General features: G+C 61.1%; 14 protein-coding genes and 1 riboswitch. Of the genes, 11 read left to right on the top strand and 3 right to left on the bottom strand.

The features are described 5' to 3' along the window. Nucleotide 1 precedes the first annotated feature (1 nt). Both CGZ66_RS05040 and CGZ66_RS05050 read right to left on the bottom strand, forming a co-directional pair. Nucleotides 2–1,075, bottom strand: a complete 1,074-nt coding sequence (locus CGZ66_RS05040) for a putative urea ABC transporter substrate-binding protein (RefSeq protein ID WP_095082171.1) — start codon at nt 1,073–1,075, stop codon at nt 2–4. 75 nt (nt 1,076–1,150) lie between these two features. Further along, nucleotides 1,151–1,260, bottom strand: a riboswitch (guanidine-I (ykkC/yxkD leader). Nucleotides 1,261–1,947: 687 nt separating this feature from the next. Next, nucleotides 1,948–2,928 carry a GlxA family transcriptional regulator gene (locus CGZ66_RS05050; RefSeq protein ID WP_095082173.1) on the bottom strand — a complete coding sequence of 327 codons (981 nt, stop codon included), beginning with the start codon at nt 2,926–2,928 and terminating at the stop codon, nt 1,948–1,950. 205 nt (nt 2,929–3,133) lie between these two features. Between CGZ66_RS05050 and CGZ66_RS05055 the strand changes: the two genes are divergently transcribed. From CGZ66_RS05055 to CGZ66_RS05105, 11 genes are all read left to right on the top strand, one after another. Continuing rightward, a complete protein-coding gene (locus CGZ66_RS05055) occupies nt 3,134–3,820 on the top strand; it encodes a GntR family transcriptional regulator (protein ID WP_095082175.1) in 687 nt (228 codons plus the stop codon). Then, nucleotides 3,807–4,265 carry a helix-turn-helix domain-containing protein gene (locus tag CGZ66_RS05060; protein WP_143748681.1) on the top strand — a complete coding sequence of 153 codons (459 nt, stop codon included), beginning with the start codon at nt 3,807–3,809 and terminating at the stop codon, nt 4,263–4,265. Before CGZ66_RS05055 ends, CGZ66_RS05060 begins: the two co-directional genes overlap by 14 nt. A gap of 480 nt (nt 4,266–4,745) precedes the next feature. Beyond that, nucleotides 4,746–5,657: a dihydrodipicolinate synthase family protein gene (locus CGZ66_RS05065; protein ID WP_095082179.1), complete on the top strand. Its 912-nt coding sequence runs from the start codon at nt 4,746–4,748 to the stop codon at nt 5,655–5,657. Continuing rightward, on the top strand, nt 5,650–7,167 hold the full coding sequence (locus CGZ66_RS05070; protein WP_095082181.1) for an aldehyde dehydrogenase: 1,518 nt from the start codon (nt 5,650–5,652) through the stop codon (nt 7,165–7,167). The genes CGZ66_RS05065 and CGZ66_RS05070 overlap by 8 nt, the downstream gene beginning before the upstream one ends. Further along, the gene (locus CGZ66_RS05075; protein ID WP_095082183.1) at nt 7,164–8,495 is read left to right on the top strand and encodes an NAD(P)/FAD-dependent oxidoreductase; all 1,332 of its coding nucleotides are present in this window, start codon (nt 7,164–7,166) and stop codon (nt 8,493–8,495) included. The genes CGZ66_RS05070 and CGZ66_RS05075 overlap by 4 nt, the downstream gene beginning before the upstream one ends. 81 nt (nt 8,496–8,576) lie before the next feature. Continuing rightward, a complete protein-coding gene (locus CGZ66_RS05080) occupies nt 8,577–9,428 on the top strand; it encodes a glycine betaine ABC transporter substrate-binding protein (protein WP_095082185.1) in 852 nt (283 codons plus the stop codon). Between the two features lie 91 nt (nt 9,429–9,519). Further along, nucleotides 9,520–10,599, top strand: coding sequence for a quaternary amine ABC transporter ATP-binding protein (locus CGZ66_RS05085; RefSeq protein ID WP_095082187.1), 1,080 nt, complete (start codon nt 9,520–9,522; stop codon nt 10,597–10,599). 16 nt (nt 10,600–10,615) lie between these two features. Then, nucleotides 10,616–11,464, top strand: a complete 849-nt coding sequence (locus CGZ66_RS05090) for an ABC transporter permease (protein WP_095082189.1) — start codon at nt 10,616–10,618, stop codon at nt 11,462–11,464. Next, nucleotides 11,461–12,321 carry an ABC transporter permease gene (locus tag CGZ66_RS05095; RefSeq protein WP_095082191.1) on the top strand — a complete coding sequence of 287 codons (861 nt, stop codon included), beginning with the start codon at nt 11,461–11,463 and terminating at the stop codon, nt 12,319–12,321. The genes CGZ66_RS05090 and CGZ66_RS05095 overlap by 4 nt, the downstream gene beginning before the upstream one ends. Before the next feature lie 18 nt (nt 12,322–12,339). Next, nucleotides 12,340–13,338 carry a 4-hydroxyproline epimerase gene (locus tag CGZ66_RS05100; RefSeq protein WP_095082193.1) on the top strand — a complete coding sequence of 333 codons (999 nt, stop codon included), beginning with the start codon at nt 12,340–12,342 and terminating at the stop codon, nt 13,336–13,338. 430 nt (nt 13,339–13,768) lie between these two features. Beyond that, on the top strand, nt 13,769–15,604 hold the full coding sequence (locus CGZ66_RS05105; RefSeq protein WP_167392005.1) for a patatin-like phospholipase family protein: 1,836 nt from the start codon (nt 13,769–13,771) through the stop codon (nt 15,602–15,604). Between the two features lie 175 nt (nt 15,605–15,779). Here CGZ66_RS05105 and CGZ66_RS05110 read toward each other — a convergent pair whose 3' ends face one another. Next, nucleotides 15,780–16,100, bottom strand: a complete 321-nt coding sequence (locus tag CGZ66_RS05110) for a hypothetical protein (RefSeq protein WP_095082198.1) — start codon at nt 16,098–16,100, stop codon at nt 15,780–15,782. Between the last annotated feature and the right edge of the window lie 211 nt (nt 16,101–16,311).

A 16,311-nucleotide genomic window follows, 5' to 3' on the forward strand; every position in this document is an offset into this window, starting at 1 on the left:
CCTAGAGCGAGCCTTCGGCCGCGGCCTTCATATAGGCCCCGGTGAAGCGCAGCTTGACGTTGCCGCTGTCACCAAGAACCTTGCCGTCCGGCATTTCGATGCCGATGATGTCTGCAGACGGTGCCCCGTTGCCCAGCAGGCCCTTCGCGAAGAGGAAGTTGCGTACCAGGTCCATGGTCTTCGGCAGGCTTGGCGAAACGGTGAAGGCGACGGCATCCACGGGCTTGTCGAAGAGCTTGGTTGCCGCGAGCTGGCCTTCGAATCCCTTGAGATCGGTACCCGATGCGACGCCCATCGCTTCGCGAGCCGCCTTCCCCTCGTCGGTCTGGGCCGTCAGCAACGCCGCCGTCTCATACCAGATGCCGGCCAGCGCCTTGCCGAAATTGGGATTGTCCGTCAGCACCTTGGTGTTGGCGGCCATCAGGTCGATGATTTCGCCCGGAATCTGCGAGCTGTCGAAGACCTTCTTGGCGCTTGGATCTTCGAGAACGGTCGAAACCAGAGGGTTCCAGGTGACGACCGCGGTGACATCGGCGGTCTTGTAGGCGGCGACCATGTCGGCGTCGGAGGTGTTGACCACCTTCACATCGCGCTCGGTCGAGCCGATGCTTTCGAGCGCGCGGGTCAGCAGGTAATGCGACACGGAATATTCGACGAGATTGACGTTCTGGCCTTTGATGTCCGCAAGATTGCTCTTGTTCTTGAGGATGACGGCATCGTTGCCGTTCGAGAAGTCGCCGACAAGGACCGCTGTCGTATCAACGCCGCCGGCAGCAGGGATGGAGAGGCCGTCCATGTTGGTGAGCGTCACCGCATCGAAGGCGCCCGCCGTGTATTGGTTCATCGACTCGACATAATCGTTGAACTGTGTGACCTCGATCTTGAGGCCATATTTGTCCGCCCATTTCTTGACGATGCCATGATCGGCGGCATAACCCCACGGCATCCAGCCGACATAGATCGACCAGGCTACTTTGAAGTCAGTCTTCGGTGCGGCCGTGGCAATGGACGTCGCTCCAAACGCCAGCAAGGCGGCTAGTGCAGCAGTCGAGAGCATTCTTGAAAAAGTCTGCATAGAAATTCCCCTTTTTGCGTCTCTCAAAAAGGGATCGGCATGGACCATCGCGCCGCCAATCCCTTGGCTAACGAGGTCTCCCGGGCTTTTGTCCCGCCGTGCACCCGGTGGGATGTCTCCCGCACCGGTGGCAGCTCTCGGACCAGCACGCTCAAACGAACGCCGGAACCCTAGCCACCAACTCTAATTTTGATAAAGCAATGTCCGTGCCAATTCCCAACCCTATGTTTCGGATCAGAAAAAATTCGGCCGCAGTCCCACATGCCCAAAAAAGTGTGCGCACTGTGCAAAAGAATTGAGCATTGCGTCGCTCCCCTGTTGCGTTTTTTCGAACCCACCAACAGAGACAGAGGCGAACCTCATAGCACATGCCCTTGTAGGCAACTCGCTGCAATTCAGCGATGTGGCCTACCTCGGAGCTGAGGCTGTGGTCCTGGCTGCGCTCGGCCGAAGCAACGAAGCCGGAATTGGTAGTTCGATGAGTGTGGAGAAAGGCGGTAGCGGTCTCCCGCTACCTCCATTCCCCCACTCCTTTGACACCGTGGGGAAGGCACCCTCGCCCAAGAGTGCCGTTAGCCGCCCAGCGATTTCGACTTCCATCCCGCCGATCCTCGGTGGATCTCGAAACACCGTGACGGTTTCGATCAAGTCCCGCATCGCCTCTGCAGATTCGGAATCGCCAAAAGCAATGCCCTTGGCAAGCCCTGTCTGAAGCTGGTTCAATTGTTCCTCATAGCGTGCCAGCACCGCAGGATGCAGCGCGATCACTCCGGTCGCGGCGGGCACCAGATGCATCCAGGGCGGCACCAACCGCTTTGGGTCCGGCATAGGGATTTGCAAACTGCACGTTCCCAGCAGCGATGGGCTTGAAATTATGCGTCGACAGGCCTGCTGACCGATCGGCTCGGATGCCTGAGGTGCGTCGGCGTGATGCCAGTGTGCTGGCGGAAGACACGGCTGAAATGCCCAGCATTTTCGAAGCCGCATCTGTAGGCGATGTCGCCTATCTGCAGGTCGCTGCCTTCCAGCAGCGACTTCGCGTAATGCACCCTGAGGGCGAGATAGGCGGCCATCGGGCTGGTGCTCAGCTCCGTCGCGAACAGGCGCTCGAGCTGGCGCCGCGAGCAATTCAATCGGCTTGCGATCTCGGTGATCGATACCTTCTCCTGGAGATTGCTCTCCATCAGGAGCAAGGCGCGCTTGACCGCGCGGCTCGCGGCTTCGGGAAACAGGTCGCCGACAGGCTGCACGTCCCTGATGTTGCGGATTCGATCGAGAACAAGGATCTTGGCTGCCTTTTCCGCCGCCTTCTGGCCGATGAACTGGGATACGAAATAGCCGGCGAGATCAGCCGCACCCGTGCCGCCGGCGCATGTCGAGCGACCACGGTCGACGGAAAACAGGCTGTCGGCATGGGCGTTGACATCAGGAAACTGGCTGCGGAAGTCCTTGATGTGGAACCAGCTTACGGCGGCACTGTAGCCATCGAGCAGGCCGTAGCGCGCCAGCACGAAGCTTCCCGTGCAAAGTGCTGTCAGCGGCACCCCCTTCTCGGCGGCCCGCAATAGAAACGCTTCCTTATCCGAGCTGAGATTGCGGTTGGTGTCGAGCAGGCCGCCTACCACGACGATGTTGTCGAAATCCTCCGGATTGCCGATCCCCCTGGTCGGCAGCAATTCGACGCCGCAACTCGCCCGGATCGGCAGGCCGCGTTCGCCGACGATCTCCCAATCAAACTCAATCCTTCGGCTGCGGTCGCCCTCATCGCCGGCGAGTCGCAACGTGTCGATAAACAGCGACAGCGGCGACAGCGTAAAATCGCGCACCAGGAGAAACGCAAACTTCTTGGCCATTCGTTTCCCGAATTGTCCCCTCGCGTTATCCGAAGCTCGCTGAGACAGGATCGTCTTCCTGCCTCTCATGTGGCGGGCCATCGATCATCTGCTCATACATTGTGTACCATGAAAATACAATCCGTTGACTCACCTGCGGGCGCATGCAACTCTTCCAGTTGTGCCAGGTATGGTCGATTGGCAGAGATGATTCCGAAGGTGCGCTATGAAGGGAAGCAAAGGTAATCTTTACGACGATCTGAAGCGTCGCATCCTGACGATGGAGCTCGATCCTGACGAGGACCTGGACGAGGTGGCGCTGAGCGAGCGCTATGGCCTGTCGCGGACACCGGTCAGGGAAATCTTTCGCCGGCTGGAAGGCGAAGGCTACATCGAAATTCGCGCGAACCGTGGGGCCAGGGTTGTGCCGATGAACCATTCGACCCTTCGGCAATTCTTCCTGGTCGCCCCGATGGTATACGCCGCCATCGGCCGACTGGCGGTTCAGAATTTCAAGCCTTCACAGATGTCGGACTTGAAGGACACCCAGGAGCGTTTCCGCGCCGCGAGCAAATCGGGCGACGCGCTTTCCATGGTGGTCGAAAACAACAGGTTTCACGAGATCATCGGCGAGATGTCTGCGAACGCCTATCTTCAACCGAGTCTCGGCCGTTTGCTGATCGATCACGCCCGTATCGGCCATACCTTCTTCCGGCCGCGCAACGACGACATGCGCAAGCGGCTCCAGACGGCGGTCGAACACCATGACGGCTTCATCTCGGCCATCGGTGCGCATAACGAGGATACCGTTGTCGACCTGGTGTTCGAGCACTGGGAGCTGTCGCGCGAGAATATCGAGATGTTCATCGCGCCCCAGGGAATGAAAGCGGACGCCCTGGTTGGCGATTCCTAACAGCCGCACCCGGGCCATCCGGGAGGCGCTGGCGGCCAAGACAAGGGAAGCGCCTGAATCCCGGGCCAGTGGCGGCCCCGAAATTCCTTCTGAAGAGGAAACTCCGCAGCCACCGCTCGTCCGTGGGCTTATGCAATGTCGCCCAAAAGTGCGCGGCGGTTTCGGAGAACGACATGCATCAAAACAAAGGCTTAATGCGCGTCGCCTGAATCCGTTTAAAGCGCGCCTGAGCCGAGCCTTCCTGGCAAACATCCAATCCGCGCCAGCCGTGTTCTGGCGGCGGATACGTCTCCTCGCCGCGCGTGAACTCTTGGCCAGCCGGCAGCGCGGCGCCACCGAGATTGCCTATGAAACCGGATTCAGCGACAGCGCACATTTCTGCAGCACATTCAAGAAGCACTTTTCGATGACGCCCAAGCAGTTCAGACGAATTGGAAAGCGGTGATGCGGCTCGTCTGCCGTTGAGCCAGGCGGCGACCTGAGCAGGCGTTTGCCCCACATCGAACCTGTCGGTCCGCTACGGCAGCGCCTTGCTGACTGAGACCTGTCCCACAATCGTAGTGGCGCGCGCCAGGCATAGAGTGGCCTAATTCCCCTCTCGCCACTGATCCGCCACGCCGCTCCGATCGCGCACTGCCGCTGTTGCTGGCAGTTTCGCCGTCGACAGGGCGCCTGTCGCATTTGCGCTGCCGGACGACGCTTCGGTGCATGGCCTTTGGGGCGGGTGTGTTTTATGCGTATAAAATTTGTGTACTCAGATAATACAATCTGTTGACTCCGGCCCGCCGGTGTGCAATTTTCCGTGCCATCAAATCCGACCGACTGGTTCCGGCACTGAGAATTCTCGCACGAGAGTTCGCGGAGGGTCCCCTTTGGCCGGATGACCAGATGGTCGAAACGGCCACTCCAGGGACGGAGAACTGTCTTGAAATTCGAGGGCATCTCCACGCCGGCGGTCACACCGCTCGACCCGGACGGCCAGATCGACAACGCCGCTTTCGCGGACGTTCTCGAGTCACTCATTGAAGCCAAGGTGCACGGCATCATCGTCGGCGGATCGACGGGTGAATATTACGCCCAGAGCGCCCAGGAGCGCTTTGATCTCGGCGCCCTCGCCAAGCAGGTGATCGGCACTCGCCTGCCCCTCATCATCGGCACGGGCGCCACCAGGACCGAAGATTCGGTCGAATACGCCAAGGCGGCGAAAGCGATCGGCGCCGACGCGATCCTTGTCTCGTCGCCGCCATACGCCTTGCCGACCGAGCGCGAGAATGCGGTTCACGCGCTGACGATCGACCGCGCGGCGAACCTTCCGATCATGCTCTACAACTATCCGGCCCGGATGGGAGTGACGATGAGAGAGGACTATTTCTCCCGCGTCGGCAAATCCCGCAACGTCGTCGCCATCAAGGAGAGCTCCGGCGAGATGGGCAACCTCCATCTGCTGGCGCGGAAGTTCCCTCACATCGCGCTGTCCTGCGGCTGGGACGACCAGGCGCTCGAATTCTTTGCTTGGGGCGCCAGGAGCTGGGTCTGCGCCGGTTCCAATTTTCTGCCACGCGAACATGTCGCGCTCTACGAAGCCTGCGTGCTCGAAAGGAATTTCGACAAGGGCCGCGCCATCATGACCGCGATGCTGCCGCTCATGGATTTCCTCGAATGCGGGAAGTTCGTTCAGTCGATCAAGCACGGATGTGAGCTGATCGGCCTGAAGGCAGGCTCGGTGCGGGCGCCGCTGCGTCCGCTCAATTCCGAAGAAAAGCGAACTCTTCAGACTGTCGTCGCCACCTTGAAGCGCACGGTCGCCCAGATCACGTCGGGAGCAAACCATGCATGAACCTTTGACTGCTGCCGAATACAAGGCGATTGCCGCAGGCCTTCAATTTACGACAAATGCCTTCATTGACGGGGCGTTCCGTCCGGCGAATTCCGGCAAGACGTTCAAGACGACCAATCCGGCGACGGGCGACACACTTGCCGAGATCGCGGCATGCGACGCCAGCGATGTCGATTTCGCCGTGGCCAAGGCCAGACAAGCCTTCGACGACGGCCGCTGGCATCTCCGCTCGCCCGGCGAGCGCAAGGCCGTGCTCATCAAGTTCGCCAAGCTTCTGGAGGACAACCGCCACGAGCTTGCTGTCATGGAGAGCCTCGACAGCGGCAAGCCGGTCCGCGAATGCCAGACCGTCGATGTTCCGGACACGATCCATACCATCCGCTGGCATGCCGAGCTGATCGACAAGCTCTATGACAACACCGCACCCGTGGGCTCGAACGCGCTGACCATGGTCGTGCGCGAACCGGTCGGTGTCGTCGGCTGCGTCCTGCCCTGGAACTTTCCGCTGCTGATGCTGGCCTGGAAAATCGGTCCGGCGCTCGCCGCCGGATGCTCGGTGATCGTGAAGCCCGCCCAGGAGACAACGCTGACCACGCTTCGCGCCGCCGAACTCGCGCATGAGGCGGGTATCCCGGCTGGCGTCTTCAACGTCGTCACCGGCGGCGGCAAGGAGGTCGGCGAACCGATCGGCATGCATATGGGCGTCGACATGGTGGCGTTCACCGGATCAACGCCGACAGGCCGCCGCTTCCTGCGCTACGCGGCCGACTCCAACCTCAAGCGCGTCGTCCTCGAATGCGGCGGCAAGAACCCGGCGGTGGTTCTCGATGATGCCGAAGATCTCGACCTTGTCGCCGAACAGGTGGTCAACGGTGCGTTCTGGAACATGGGCGAGAACTGCTCGGCCACGTCACGGCTCATCGTCCACGCCAGCATCAAGGACGAGTTGCTGCAGCGCATCGGCGCCTACATGCGCGAGTGGAAGACGGGCGATCCGCTCGACCCGGAAAATCGCATCGGCGCGCTGGTCAGCAAGAACCATTTCGAGAAGGTGAAATCCTTCCTCGGCGACGTGAAGACCGAAAAGCTCACCATCGCCCACGGCGGCGGCACGCGTAAGGGTATCTACATCGAGCCGACCGTCGTCGACGGTGTTACGCCTTCGAGCCGTCTCTTTCAGGAGGAGATTTTCGGACCGATCCTTTCGGTCACGACGTTCAATTCGCTTGCCGAGGCGATCGCTCTCGCCAACGACACGAACTACGGCCTGACTGCGTCCGTCTACACCGGAAGCCTGCGCAAGGCGATCAAGCTTTCACGCGAGATCCGAGCCGGCGTCGTCACCGTCAACTGCTTCGGCGAAGGCGACGCGACGACACCATTCGGCGGCTACAAGGAATCCGGTTTCGGAGGTCGCGACAAGTCGGTCTTCGCGCATGACAACTACTGCGAATTGAAGACTGTCTGGATCGACGTCTCGGATCGTTCGGTCGACGAGACCATCCGGTGAACGAAATCGTCGTCAAGCGCCTTCCGGCGGAATCCGGAACCTCGGGTTGGGAGGCGATCAGCAGACGCGGCTTCCCCGTCCGGACGCTCGACGGCGACATATCGGCCGACTGGCTGATCATCGGTGCCGGCTTCGCCGGCCTCTCCGCCGCGCGGCGGCTGTCGCAACTGCGGCCCGGCGACAAGATCGTTGTGCTTGAAGCGGGAGAGATCGCCAAGGGCACCGCAGGCCGGAACTCCGGCTACATGATCGACGTCCCGCACAATCTGTCATCGGGCGAATATTCCGTGGCCAGCGAGGCCGCGACAAAGACGGAGATCGCCCAGAACCGTTTTGCCATCTCTTTCGCCGCCGACGCCGCGGCGGAATACGGAATGTCCGTGCGCACCTTCGATCCGTCGGGCAAGATCAATGCCGCGGCGACCGGGCGCGGCATGAAGCTCAATGCAAGCTATGGCCGCTCGCTCGCCGGCATCGGTGAGAAGCATCGCTTTGTGGATGCGGGCGAGATGCGGGAGATCACCGGATCGTCCTACTATCTGGGAGGCCTCTACACGCCGGGCGCGGTGTTGATCCAGCCCGCCGACTATATCCGCGGCTTCGCCGCCGGGCTGGCGTCGAAGGTCGACTTATTCGAGCACTCGCCGGTGCTTAAACTTGAGCGTCTAGGCCGGATGTGGAAGGCCCTGTCGCGCGGCGGCAGCGTGACTGCTCCGAAAGTCATCCTGGGCGTCAACGGCCACGTCGAGGATTTCGGCCACTTCCGCGGCCGTCTGATGCACATCTTCACCTATGCATCGATAACCGCGCCCTTCACGTCGAGGTCCACGGGCAAGGACAGGTGGGCGTTGCTCCCTGCCGATCCAATGGGTGCGACCGTGAGGAAGATCACCACCGATGGGTCCTCGCGTATCGTGATCCGGACCCGCTTCACCTACGACTGGAGCATCCAGGTCGGCGCGAAACGCCTGGCCGGGATCGCCGCTGAGCAGCGCACTTCCCTGGACGCCAGGTTTCCGGACCTCAAGGACGTGCCGTTCGAGCATGTCTGGGCCGGGCGACTTTGCCTTAGCCGCAACCACGTGCCCGCCTTCGGCGAAATCGAAGAGGGCCTCTACTCGGCGTGCTGCGAGAACGGCCTTGGGACCGTGAAAAGCACGCTCGCGGGGGTCATGGCCGCCGATCTGGCGACCGGCACCCGCTCGGACATGCTCGACGAATTCTCGGATCAGCCAGAGCCCGCGAGGCTCCCTCCGGAGCCGCTCGCATGGCTCGGCGTCAACACCGTGATCCGATTGCAGGAATTGCGTGCAGGCCGCGAGGGATGAGCCCTCGCCGCGCAATATGAGGACTGAGCCGACCGCAAGGTCTTCAGATGAGAATGGGAACAACAATAAGGAGTGAGTAAAATGAAGACGTTGTGGAAAGCGCTCTGCGCTGCCGCGATGGTCGGTATGACCATGCTGTCCGCTCAGGCGGAAGAAAAGACCATTACCGTGGGCACGATGTCCTGGGAGGACCTCACCCCCATCACCGGCATCACCAAGAAGGTGCTCGAAGATTCCGGCTACACCGTGAAGGTGGTACCCTTCTCCGAATGGGGCATCGCCTACGCCGCGCTGACCAAGGGCGACATCCAGATCCTTGCCTCGCAGACGGACTACGTCGCCCAGGACTATTGGGACAAGAACAAGAAGAAGCTCGAGAAGATCTCGCCGGTTTCGCATGGCCTGTTCCAGGGCGTGGCGGTGCCGAAATACGTGACGATCGACTCCATGGACCAGCTGAATGACAACGCCGACAAGTTCGGCGGCAAGATCGTCGGCATCGAGCCCGGTTCGGGTCTCATGCGCGATACGGCAAACTCGGTGAAGGCATACGACCTGAAACTGCAGCTCGTTGATGGTAGCACCGCCGCCATGACCGCAGCGCTCAAGTCGGCAACCGACCGCAAGGAATGGATAGCCGTCACGATGTGGGAACCGTCGTGGATGATGCAGAAGTACGACGTCAAGTTCCTCAAGGACCCGAAGGCTGTCTTCCCGCCGCCGCAGAGCTACTACTGGATCGGGAAGAAGGGCTTCTCCGCCGACAATCCGCATGCACGCGAAGTCATCGCCAGTGTCTACGTGCCGCTTGCCGACATCACAGCAATCAATTCTGCCGTCAACGAAGGCAAGTCGATGGATGACGCCATCAAGGCATGGACCGACAGCCATGCCGACCTCCTGAAGCGCTGGGAGAACATCAAGACCCAGTAGTCGTCGAAACGGCGGGCCGGCGACATCGGCGGCCCGTCCCGGAGCAACGAAAACATGAAGGCCGCCGCCAAGCCGGCCCGTGGGGAACGCGATGAACACTGCGATGAACGGTACCAACGAAGTGCTGGTCGACTGCCAGTCGGTATGGAAGATCTTCGGCGCGCGCGCCCAGGCCGCTGTCAAGGCCATCTCCGAACGTGGACTATCCAAGAAGCAGGTGCTGCAGGATTTCGACTGCGTTGTCGGTGTCTCCGACGCCAGCCTGCAGGTCCGCCGCGGCGAGATTTTCTGCATCATGGGGCTCTCGGGTAGCGGCAAGTCGACGCTGATCCGTCTCCTCAACCGCCTGATCGAACCGAGCCTCGGCAAGATCACGGTCAAGGGAAAGGAAATCGCCAGGCTCAATCCCGGCGAGCTGCGCGAAATGCGCTCCCGCAACATCGGCATGGTGTTCCAGAGCGTGGCGCTTCTCCCCAACCGGACGGTTCTCGAGAACGCCGGCTTCGGCCTCGAGGTGCGCGGCGTCGCCAAAGACGAGCGCAACAGGACTGCCCGCGCTGCGCTCGAAAAGGTCGGACTTGGCGACTGGACCTCGCGCTATCCGAAAGAGCTGTCCGGCGGCATGCAGCAGCGCGTCGGCCTCGCCCGGGCGCTGGCGGCAGACCCCGAAATCATCCTCATGGACGAGCCGTTCAGCGCCCTCGATCCGCTGATCCGGCGCCAGCTGCAGGACGAATTCCGACAGCTGACGAAGTCGCTGGGCAAGTCGGCCGTCTTCATCACCCACGACCTCGAGGAGGCCATCCGCATCGGCGACCGCATCGCCATCATGAAGGACGGTGTCATCGTCCAGGTCGGGACGGCGGAGGAGATCGTAACCAGACCCGCCGATGATTACGTCTCCGATTTTGTGGCGGGCATCTCACGGATCCATCTGGTCAAGGCACACTCCGTCATGCGCCCTGTTGCCGAATTCAAGGCGGCGGAGCCGCATTGCGACGTGAACGCGCTTCTTCGCACGTCGCCAGAGGCCGATATCGCTGCGCTCATCGATCTCACCATGCAGTCCGATCGCGATGCGATATCGGTCGTCGAGAATGGGGCCGTCATTGGTGTCGTGACCATTCGTGGCTTGCTCCGGGGCGTCGCCGGCACGCCAACCGCCGCCTAGGCTCGGGAGAAGCGCAATGGACATCTCGACCATCACGGATACTTTTGACAGCTGGACGGACAATGCACTTGGCTGGATCAGCGACAACGGCGAGTGGCTATTTGACTCTGTCAGGGCCGTGCTCGAAGGCACCTATGACGGCGTCCTCTGGCTTCTTCAGCTCGCACCGTTTTACGTGATCGCGATGATCGCAACCCTGCTTGGATGGCGCTTGATCGGCGCCTTCGCCGGGATCCTGGCGGGGCTCGCCATGATCTTCTGCGCGGTCATGGGACTTTGGAGCGAAACCATGAGCACATTGGCCCTGGTGATCACTGCCACGATCCTCGCTCTTCTTTTCGGCATTCCAATTGGAATCGTTGCTGGCTTCGTCAGGGCGTTTGACCGCTTTCTCGAGCCGATACTCGATCTGATCCAGACCATGCCGCCCTACATTTATCTGCTTCCGGCGATCGCGCTGCTCGGCTACGGCGCTGCGACCGCGCTCGTCGCCACCTTTATCGTCGCGATGCCTCCCGCCATCCGGCTCACCTCTTTGGGCATCCGGATGACGCCGCACGAATTCATAGAGCTTGGCCAGGCAAGCGGCCTGACACCGTGGCAGATGTTCACCAAGATCAGGCTCCCTTTCGCCATCCCGAGCATGATGGCCGGGGTCAATCAATGCCTGATGATGGCTTTCGGCATGGTCGTCATCGCCGGCATCGTCGGATCTGGCGGTCTGGGTGAGACAATCTATTCGGCGGTGCGCACGCTCGACATCGCCACGTCGATCAACGCCGCGATCGCGATCGTCATCCTGACCATGGTGCTCGACAGGCTCACGCAGAGCGTGGCACGCCGCACCGAGGGAGACGCACGATGAATCCCGATATCCTCAAGTTTTCGCCGGGCGCTTACCTCGCCCCTGCCGTGGATTGGCTGAACAAGAACTTCCATCCGTTCTTCGACGCGGTGACCAAGCTGATCGAGGCGGTGCTGGGCGCCATCGAAACCGCCCTGCTCTACCCGCCGCCCTACGCAACGATCGTCATTGCAGTCCTTCTCGCCGGGTTCTTCGTTAGTGTCAGGGTCGCTGTGGTGACGGCCATTGCACTCACCTTCTGCCTGCTGGCGGGTTTCTGGGCGGCTTCGATGCAGACGCTGGCGCTGGTGACCGTGGCGGTGATCATTTCCGTCGCGGTTGCGTTCCCGCTTGGCGTCCTGGCATCACGCTACCGCAAGTTCGAGGCCACGATCCGACCCGTGCTGGACATCATGCAGACGGTGCCGCCATGGGTCTATCTCATTCCCGCCGTGATGATCTTCAGCCTCGGCCGCGTTCCGGCGATCATCGCCACGATCGTCTACGGCATCCCGCCGATGTTGCGCCTGACAACGCTCGCCTTCAACCAGGTACCGAAAGACCTGCTGGAGCTCGGCCAGGCCACCGGCGCCTCGCCGCGGTCGATCCTGTTCAAGATCGAAATCCCTTCGGCCACCCCGACACTGCTGGTCGGTCTCAACCAGTGTATCCTGCTGTCGCTGGCCATGGTCGTCCTGGCCGGCCTCGTCGGAGCAGGCGGTCTTGGCGCCGAGGTGACGCGGGGATTGACGCGGATGGAGATGGGCCTGGGCCTCAGGGCCGGCCTGTCGATCGTCGCAGTCGCCATCCTCCTCGACCGGGTTTCCAGAGGCGTGCTGCAGCGCAGCCAGGCGCCTGGCACAGCAAAGCCCGCGTGAATCGCAAAAGGAATTCCCATGCGCCGCAGTTTCTTCTGCATCGACTCCCACACCTGCGGCAATCCGGTGCGGCTGGTCGCCGGAGGCGGCCCCCTGCTGCCTCATATTCCCATCGCCGAGCGACGCGACCTGTTCGTACGCGACCATGACTGGGTCCGGCAGGCGCTGATGTTCGAACCGCGCGGACACGACATCATGTCGGGCGCGATCATCTATCCCGCCTACCGCCAGGACTGTGATTTCGCCGTGATCTTCATCGAAGTCAGCGGCTGCCTGCCAATGTGCGGTGCCGGCACGATCGGCCTCGTGACGGCGGCAATCGAGGAAGGCCTGGTAACGCCCCGGGTTCCGGGCGAACTCTCGATCGAGACTCCGGCCGGCAGGGTTGATATTGAATACGAAAAGCCGGGCGAGTTCGTGGACTCCGTGCGGATGTTCAACGTTGCCAGCTATCTGCATGCCGCCGACGTCGCCGTCGATGTGCCCGGTCTCGGTCGGCTCGTCGTCGACATCGCCTATGGCGGCAACTACTACGCCGTCGTCGAGCCGCAACAGTCATGGCCGGGCCTGGACGGCATGTCCGCGAGCGACATCGTCGACCTCAGCCGTGGTCTGCGCGAAGCGCTCAAACCTGTCTGCGATCCAATTCATCCCGAAGACGAAAGGATACGCGGCGTGGACCACGCCATCTGGTGCGACACGCCCTTAAGCAGCGATGCTGACGGCCGTGGCGCGGTCTTCTACGGCGACAAGGCCATCGACCGCTCGCCTGGCGGGACCGGAACGTCGGCTCGTATGGCGCAACTCCATGGCAAGGGGCGGCTGAAGCTCGGCGACAGCTTCCGCCAGGAAAGCCTGATCGGCACAGTGTTCGAGGGCCGTGTCGAGGCCGAGACCGACATAGGCAACTTCAAGGGCATCAAGCCCAGTGTCGGCGGCTGGGCGCGGATCATCGGCCACAATACAATTTTCGTCGACGATCGCGATCCGTTGGCCCACGGGTTCCAAGTGCGGTAACGACAGCGGCTATGCCAGGAATTCCCCGCGGGCCAATACGCTGACCTACAGCTCTTCCATGGGATGACGTCTGGTTTTAAGCGGCGGCCAAGATACTCTGCTGTGGGCATCGGCTTGGTGGCTTTCGCAATGTTCGGGCTGTGGCTGCACGGCTGGCTGTTCGGAGTCTCGCCCTTCGCTTGAACGTCCGCAGCGACGGCGCGCCTTCAAAATGGCCTGGCGAATCCCACCAGTTGCCGCGGATCGAGCGCCTCGCAGACGCCACAGTGAACCAATGCTTGGCATAAGGTTGGCACATCAGAATTTTGATCCATAGACGGACTCCAGCCGGCAACGTTGCGGTTCGGCTCGGATCGAGCCTTGTGACGCTGCAAACACGAGCGGTACAGGATACAATCACCGGAGCGAACGTGTCCCCGGGATGGCTCAAATGTCCTCCGTCGATTCTCTCGCCGCGAGAATATTGTCGGCGACATTGATGTTCGATCGGGCGTCGTTGCTGGCGCTCGAGGCTTTGGCTGCCGAATCCGACCGTCGGGTCCTGAGGCGCGGTGAGGTCTTGGTTCGCGAAGGCGATCCATCGGACAGGTTCTTCGTCGTGCTGTCCGGTCGCTTTACGGTACACAAAGGAGATCCGATTGGCTCGGTCGCCGAGATCGCACAGGGCGAACTAGTCGGCGAAATTGGTTTCTTTGCAGGACTGCCACGTACGGCCACTGTCCTTGCAGCGCGCGATTCGATCGTCCTTGAAATCAGTCGTAATCATTTCGAGAAGGCGGCAGAGGCTTTGCCGAACCTGAGAGAGGCGGTCACAATATTTCTGGCGCGCCGGTTCGCCACGCAATCTCCGATTTTGTCACGTCCCCAGAATCCTGCCAAGATCCGAACGCTTGCCATCATTGCAGCCGGCGGAAGTCGCATCTCACCGGTTTTCATCGGGCACCTACAGCAAGAGTTCGGCGCGGTCACGCGCGCTCAGTTCGTTTCCCGGCTTGACGTCCACGCGAAGTTCGCAGGTCGTCCGATCGACGGCCAGCCGGTCCTTAACTGGTTGAACGAACTGGAGGCGCAAGCTGAATTCGTTGTCTACGTCGCCGATGAAGAACCTAATGAATGGACCCGAGTCTGCATTCGCCAGGCCGATACCGTCCTGTTGCTGGCGAACGCGTCCTCCTCGCCTCGCTTGAACGCGTCCGAGGAATTGGCGCTATCGGTCCATCCACCAGCGACCGGTCGGCTTGTCCTAATTCACGACAATCGCTCGGCTGCGGTCTCCGGCACCTCTGCGTGGCTCGATGAGCGTCCCTATGTCGGCCAGCATCATCATGTTGCGCTGGAGGACGGGGCTGATATCCAGCGCCTGGTTCGATTTATTTCCTGCAAGGCACGTGGCTTCGTGGCGGCGGGGGGTGGGTCCCTGGGCAGCGCCCATTTGGGCGTCTACAAGGCCTTCTTCCAGGCGGGCGGGCGCTTCGACTATCTCGGCGGGACGAGTTCCGGAGCGGCGATGATGGCCGGCTTCGCAAGAGGATTGGACGCGGAGCAGATCGACCGCGGCACGCACAACATATTTGTCAAGAGTCGGGCGTTTCGGCGCCCCACCTTGCCGCGTTTCGCGCTTCTAGATCACAAAACCTTCGATCGAGCCCTTCGGGCGGAATACGGCGACGTTCTGATCGAAGATCTTTGGCTTCCGTTCTTTGCACTTTCGACCAATCTGAGCAGCCGTCAGCCCCATGTCCACCGTCGTGGAAAACTCTGGCAAGCCGTTCGGGCATCCGGCTCGATCCCGGGTGTCCTGCCGCCGTTCTTTACGGCTGACGGCGATATGCTTGTAGACGGCGCCATCATGAACAATTTGCCGCTGGAACAGATGAGGGAACTCAAGACCGGCCCCAATGTCGTCGTGAGCTTTGGGTCCAGTGGACCGCAAAAATACCCCATCGACTATGACCGTATCCCCGGAAGATCGGAACTTGCGGTCGCCCTGCTGAACCCTTTCGGCCGTGCCCGCTTGCCGCAGGTTCCGAGCATGCTTCAGGTTATTACCGCGAGTATGCTGACACACGGGCCGCAGGACATTGCCGTCGGCGACGAGGATGTCTTGGTCTGTCCGCAGGTTTCGAGCACGATCAGCTTCATGGATTGGAGTCGGCATTCCGAGTTGTTTTCGGACGCCTACGACCGCACGGCCCAATGGATAGAGGAACGTCTCCGCCAGAACGACTCAGGGCTCCGGGCGGTGCTCGGTAACGCACATACTTAGCGCATCACAGCCTGACTTGACCAGGTCGTGACCAGGTCTGATTTCGGCGGGCGGACTTTCGCCAAGGCACGCGTGGCCCGCCAAATGTGCCGCATCTAGGCAAAGGCGGATCGGCGAGACCGCGAACACAAATCTTCGGTGTCTTCGTTACAAGTAACCCGGCATCGGGGGAGACCTATTGGGCGGCCTTGGTTGACGCGGACGGTTCCGCGCCGCAGTCCTTACGTGCCGCCGCCGCCAGGATCTTCTCCAGCGGGATCGTCACGGTCTTGTGGCTTTCCATCTGGTTGAACAGGTCGGTGAATCCATCGGCCGGAGTATTCGCGTCCTTGGGGGTCACCAGCTTCGCCAGAATGCACTGGGAATAGGGCTCATTACCCTGGGTATGGGCACGCAAGGCCTGCATTCCCAAAGCCATGCTGAGGACGCGCGCTTCGGCAAGGCTGTCGGGAATGAGCGTAAAAAACTCATTGATCGGCGTAAAGTTTTGAACCACAGGCGCCGTTGTCGCGTTTTGAGCGCTGCTGGCGCTGCATTTGGCATTAATGGCCGCCCGATCCCATGAAATTCCCCGACGCTTTTTGAATTTACGGCAATGATCGTCGCATTGATGGATATGGTACCGATTTGCCAGCCATGGCCTGCTAAGAGTACGCGAAAACAGATCAATAAATCTCTACCCCCCACTACTACCTTTAGACATGATG

It is taken from the genome of Mesorhizobium sophorae (assembly GCF_002270415.1).
GTDB classification, from domain to species: Bacteria; Pseudomonadota; Alphaproteobacteria; order Rhizobiales; family Rhizobiaceae; genus Mesorhizobium; species Mesorhizobium sophorae.

Excerpts from the sequence above, each read along its gene's own strand:
- CGZ66_RS05040 (WP_095082171.1), bottom strand. The coding sequence starts at position 1,075 with ATGCAGACTTTTTCAAGAATGCTCTCGACTGCTGCACTAGCCGCCTTG.
- CGZ66_RS05050 (WP_095082173.1), bottom strand. The coding sequence starts at position 2,928 with ATGGCCAAGAAGTTTGCGTTTCTCCTGGTGCGCGATTTTACGCTGTCG.
- CGZ66_RS05055 (WP_095082175.1), top strand. The coding sequence starts at position 3,134 with ATGAAGGGAAGCAAAGGTAATCTTTACGACGATCTGAAGCGTCGCATC.
- CGZ66_RS05070 (WP_095082181.1), top strand. The coding sequence starts at position 5,650 with ATGCATGAACCTTTGACTGCTGCCGAATACAAGGCGATTGCCGCAGGC.
- CGZ66_RS05080 (WP_095082185.1), top strand. The coding sequence starts at position 8,577 with ATGAAGACGTTGTGGAAAGCGCTCTGCGCTGCCGCGATGGTCGGTATG.
- CGZ66_RS05085 (WP_095082187.1), top strand. The coding sequence starts at position 9,520 with ATGAACACTGCGATGAACGGTACCAACGAAGTGCTGGTCGACTGCCAG.
- CGZ66_RS05090 (WP_095082189.1), top strand. The coding sequence starts at position 10,616 with ATGGACATCTCGACCATCACGGATACTTTTGACAGCTGGACGGACAAT.
- CGZ66_RS05095 (WP_095082191.1), top strand. The coding sequence starts at position 11,461 with ATGAATCCCGATATCCTCAAGTTTTCGCCGGGCGCTTACCTCGCCCCT.
- CGZ66_RS05100 (WP_095082193.1), top strand. The coding sequence starts at position 12,340 with ATGCGCCGCAGTTTCTTCTGCATCGACTCCCACACCTGCGGCAATCCG.
- CGZ66_RS05105 (WP_167392005.1), top strand. The coding sequence starts at position 13,769 with ATGTCCTCCGTCGATTCTCTCGCCGCGAGAATATTGTCGGCGACATTG.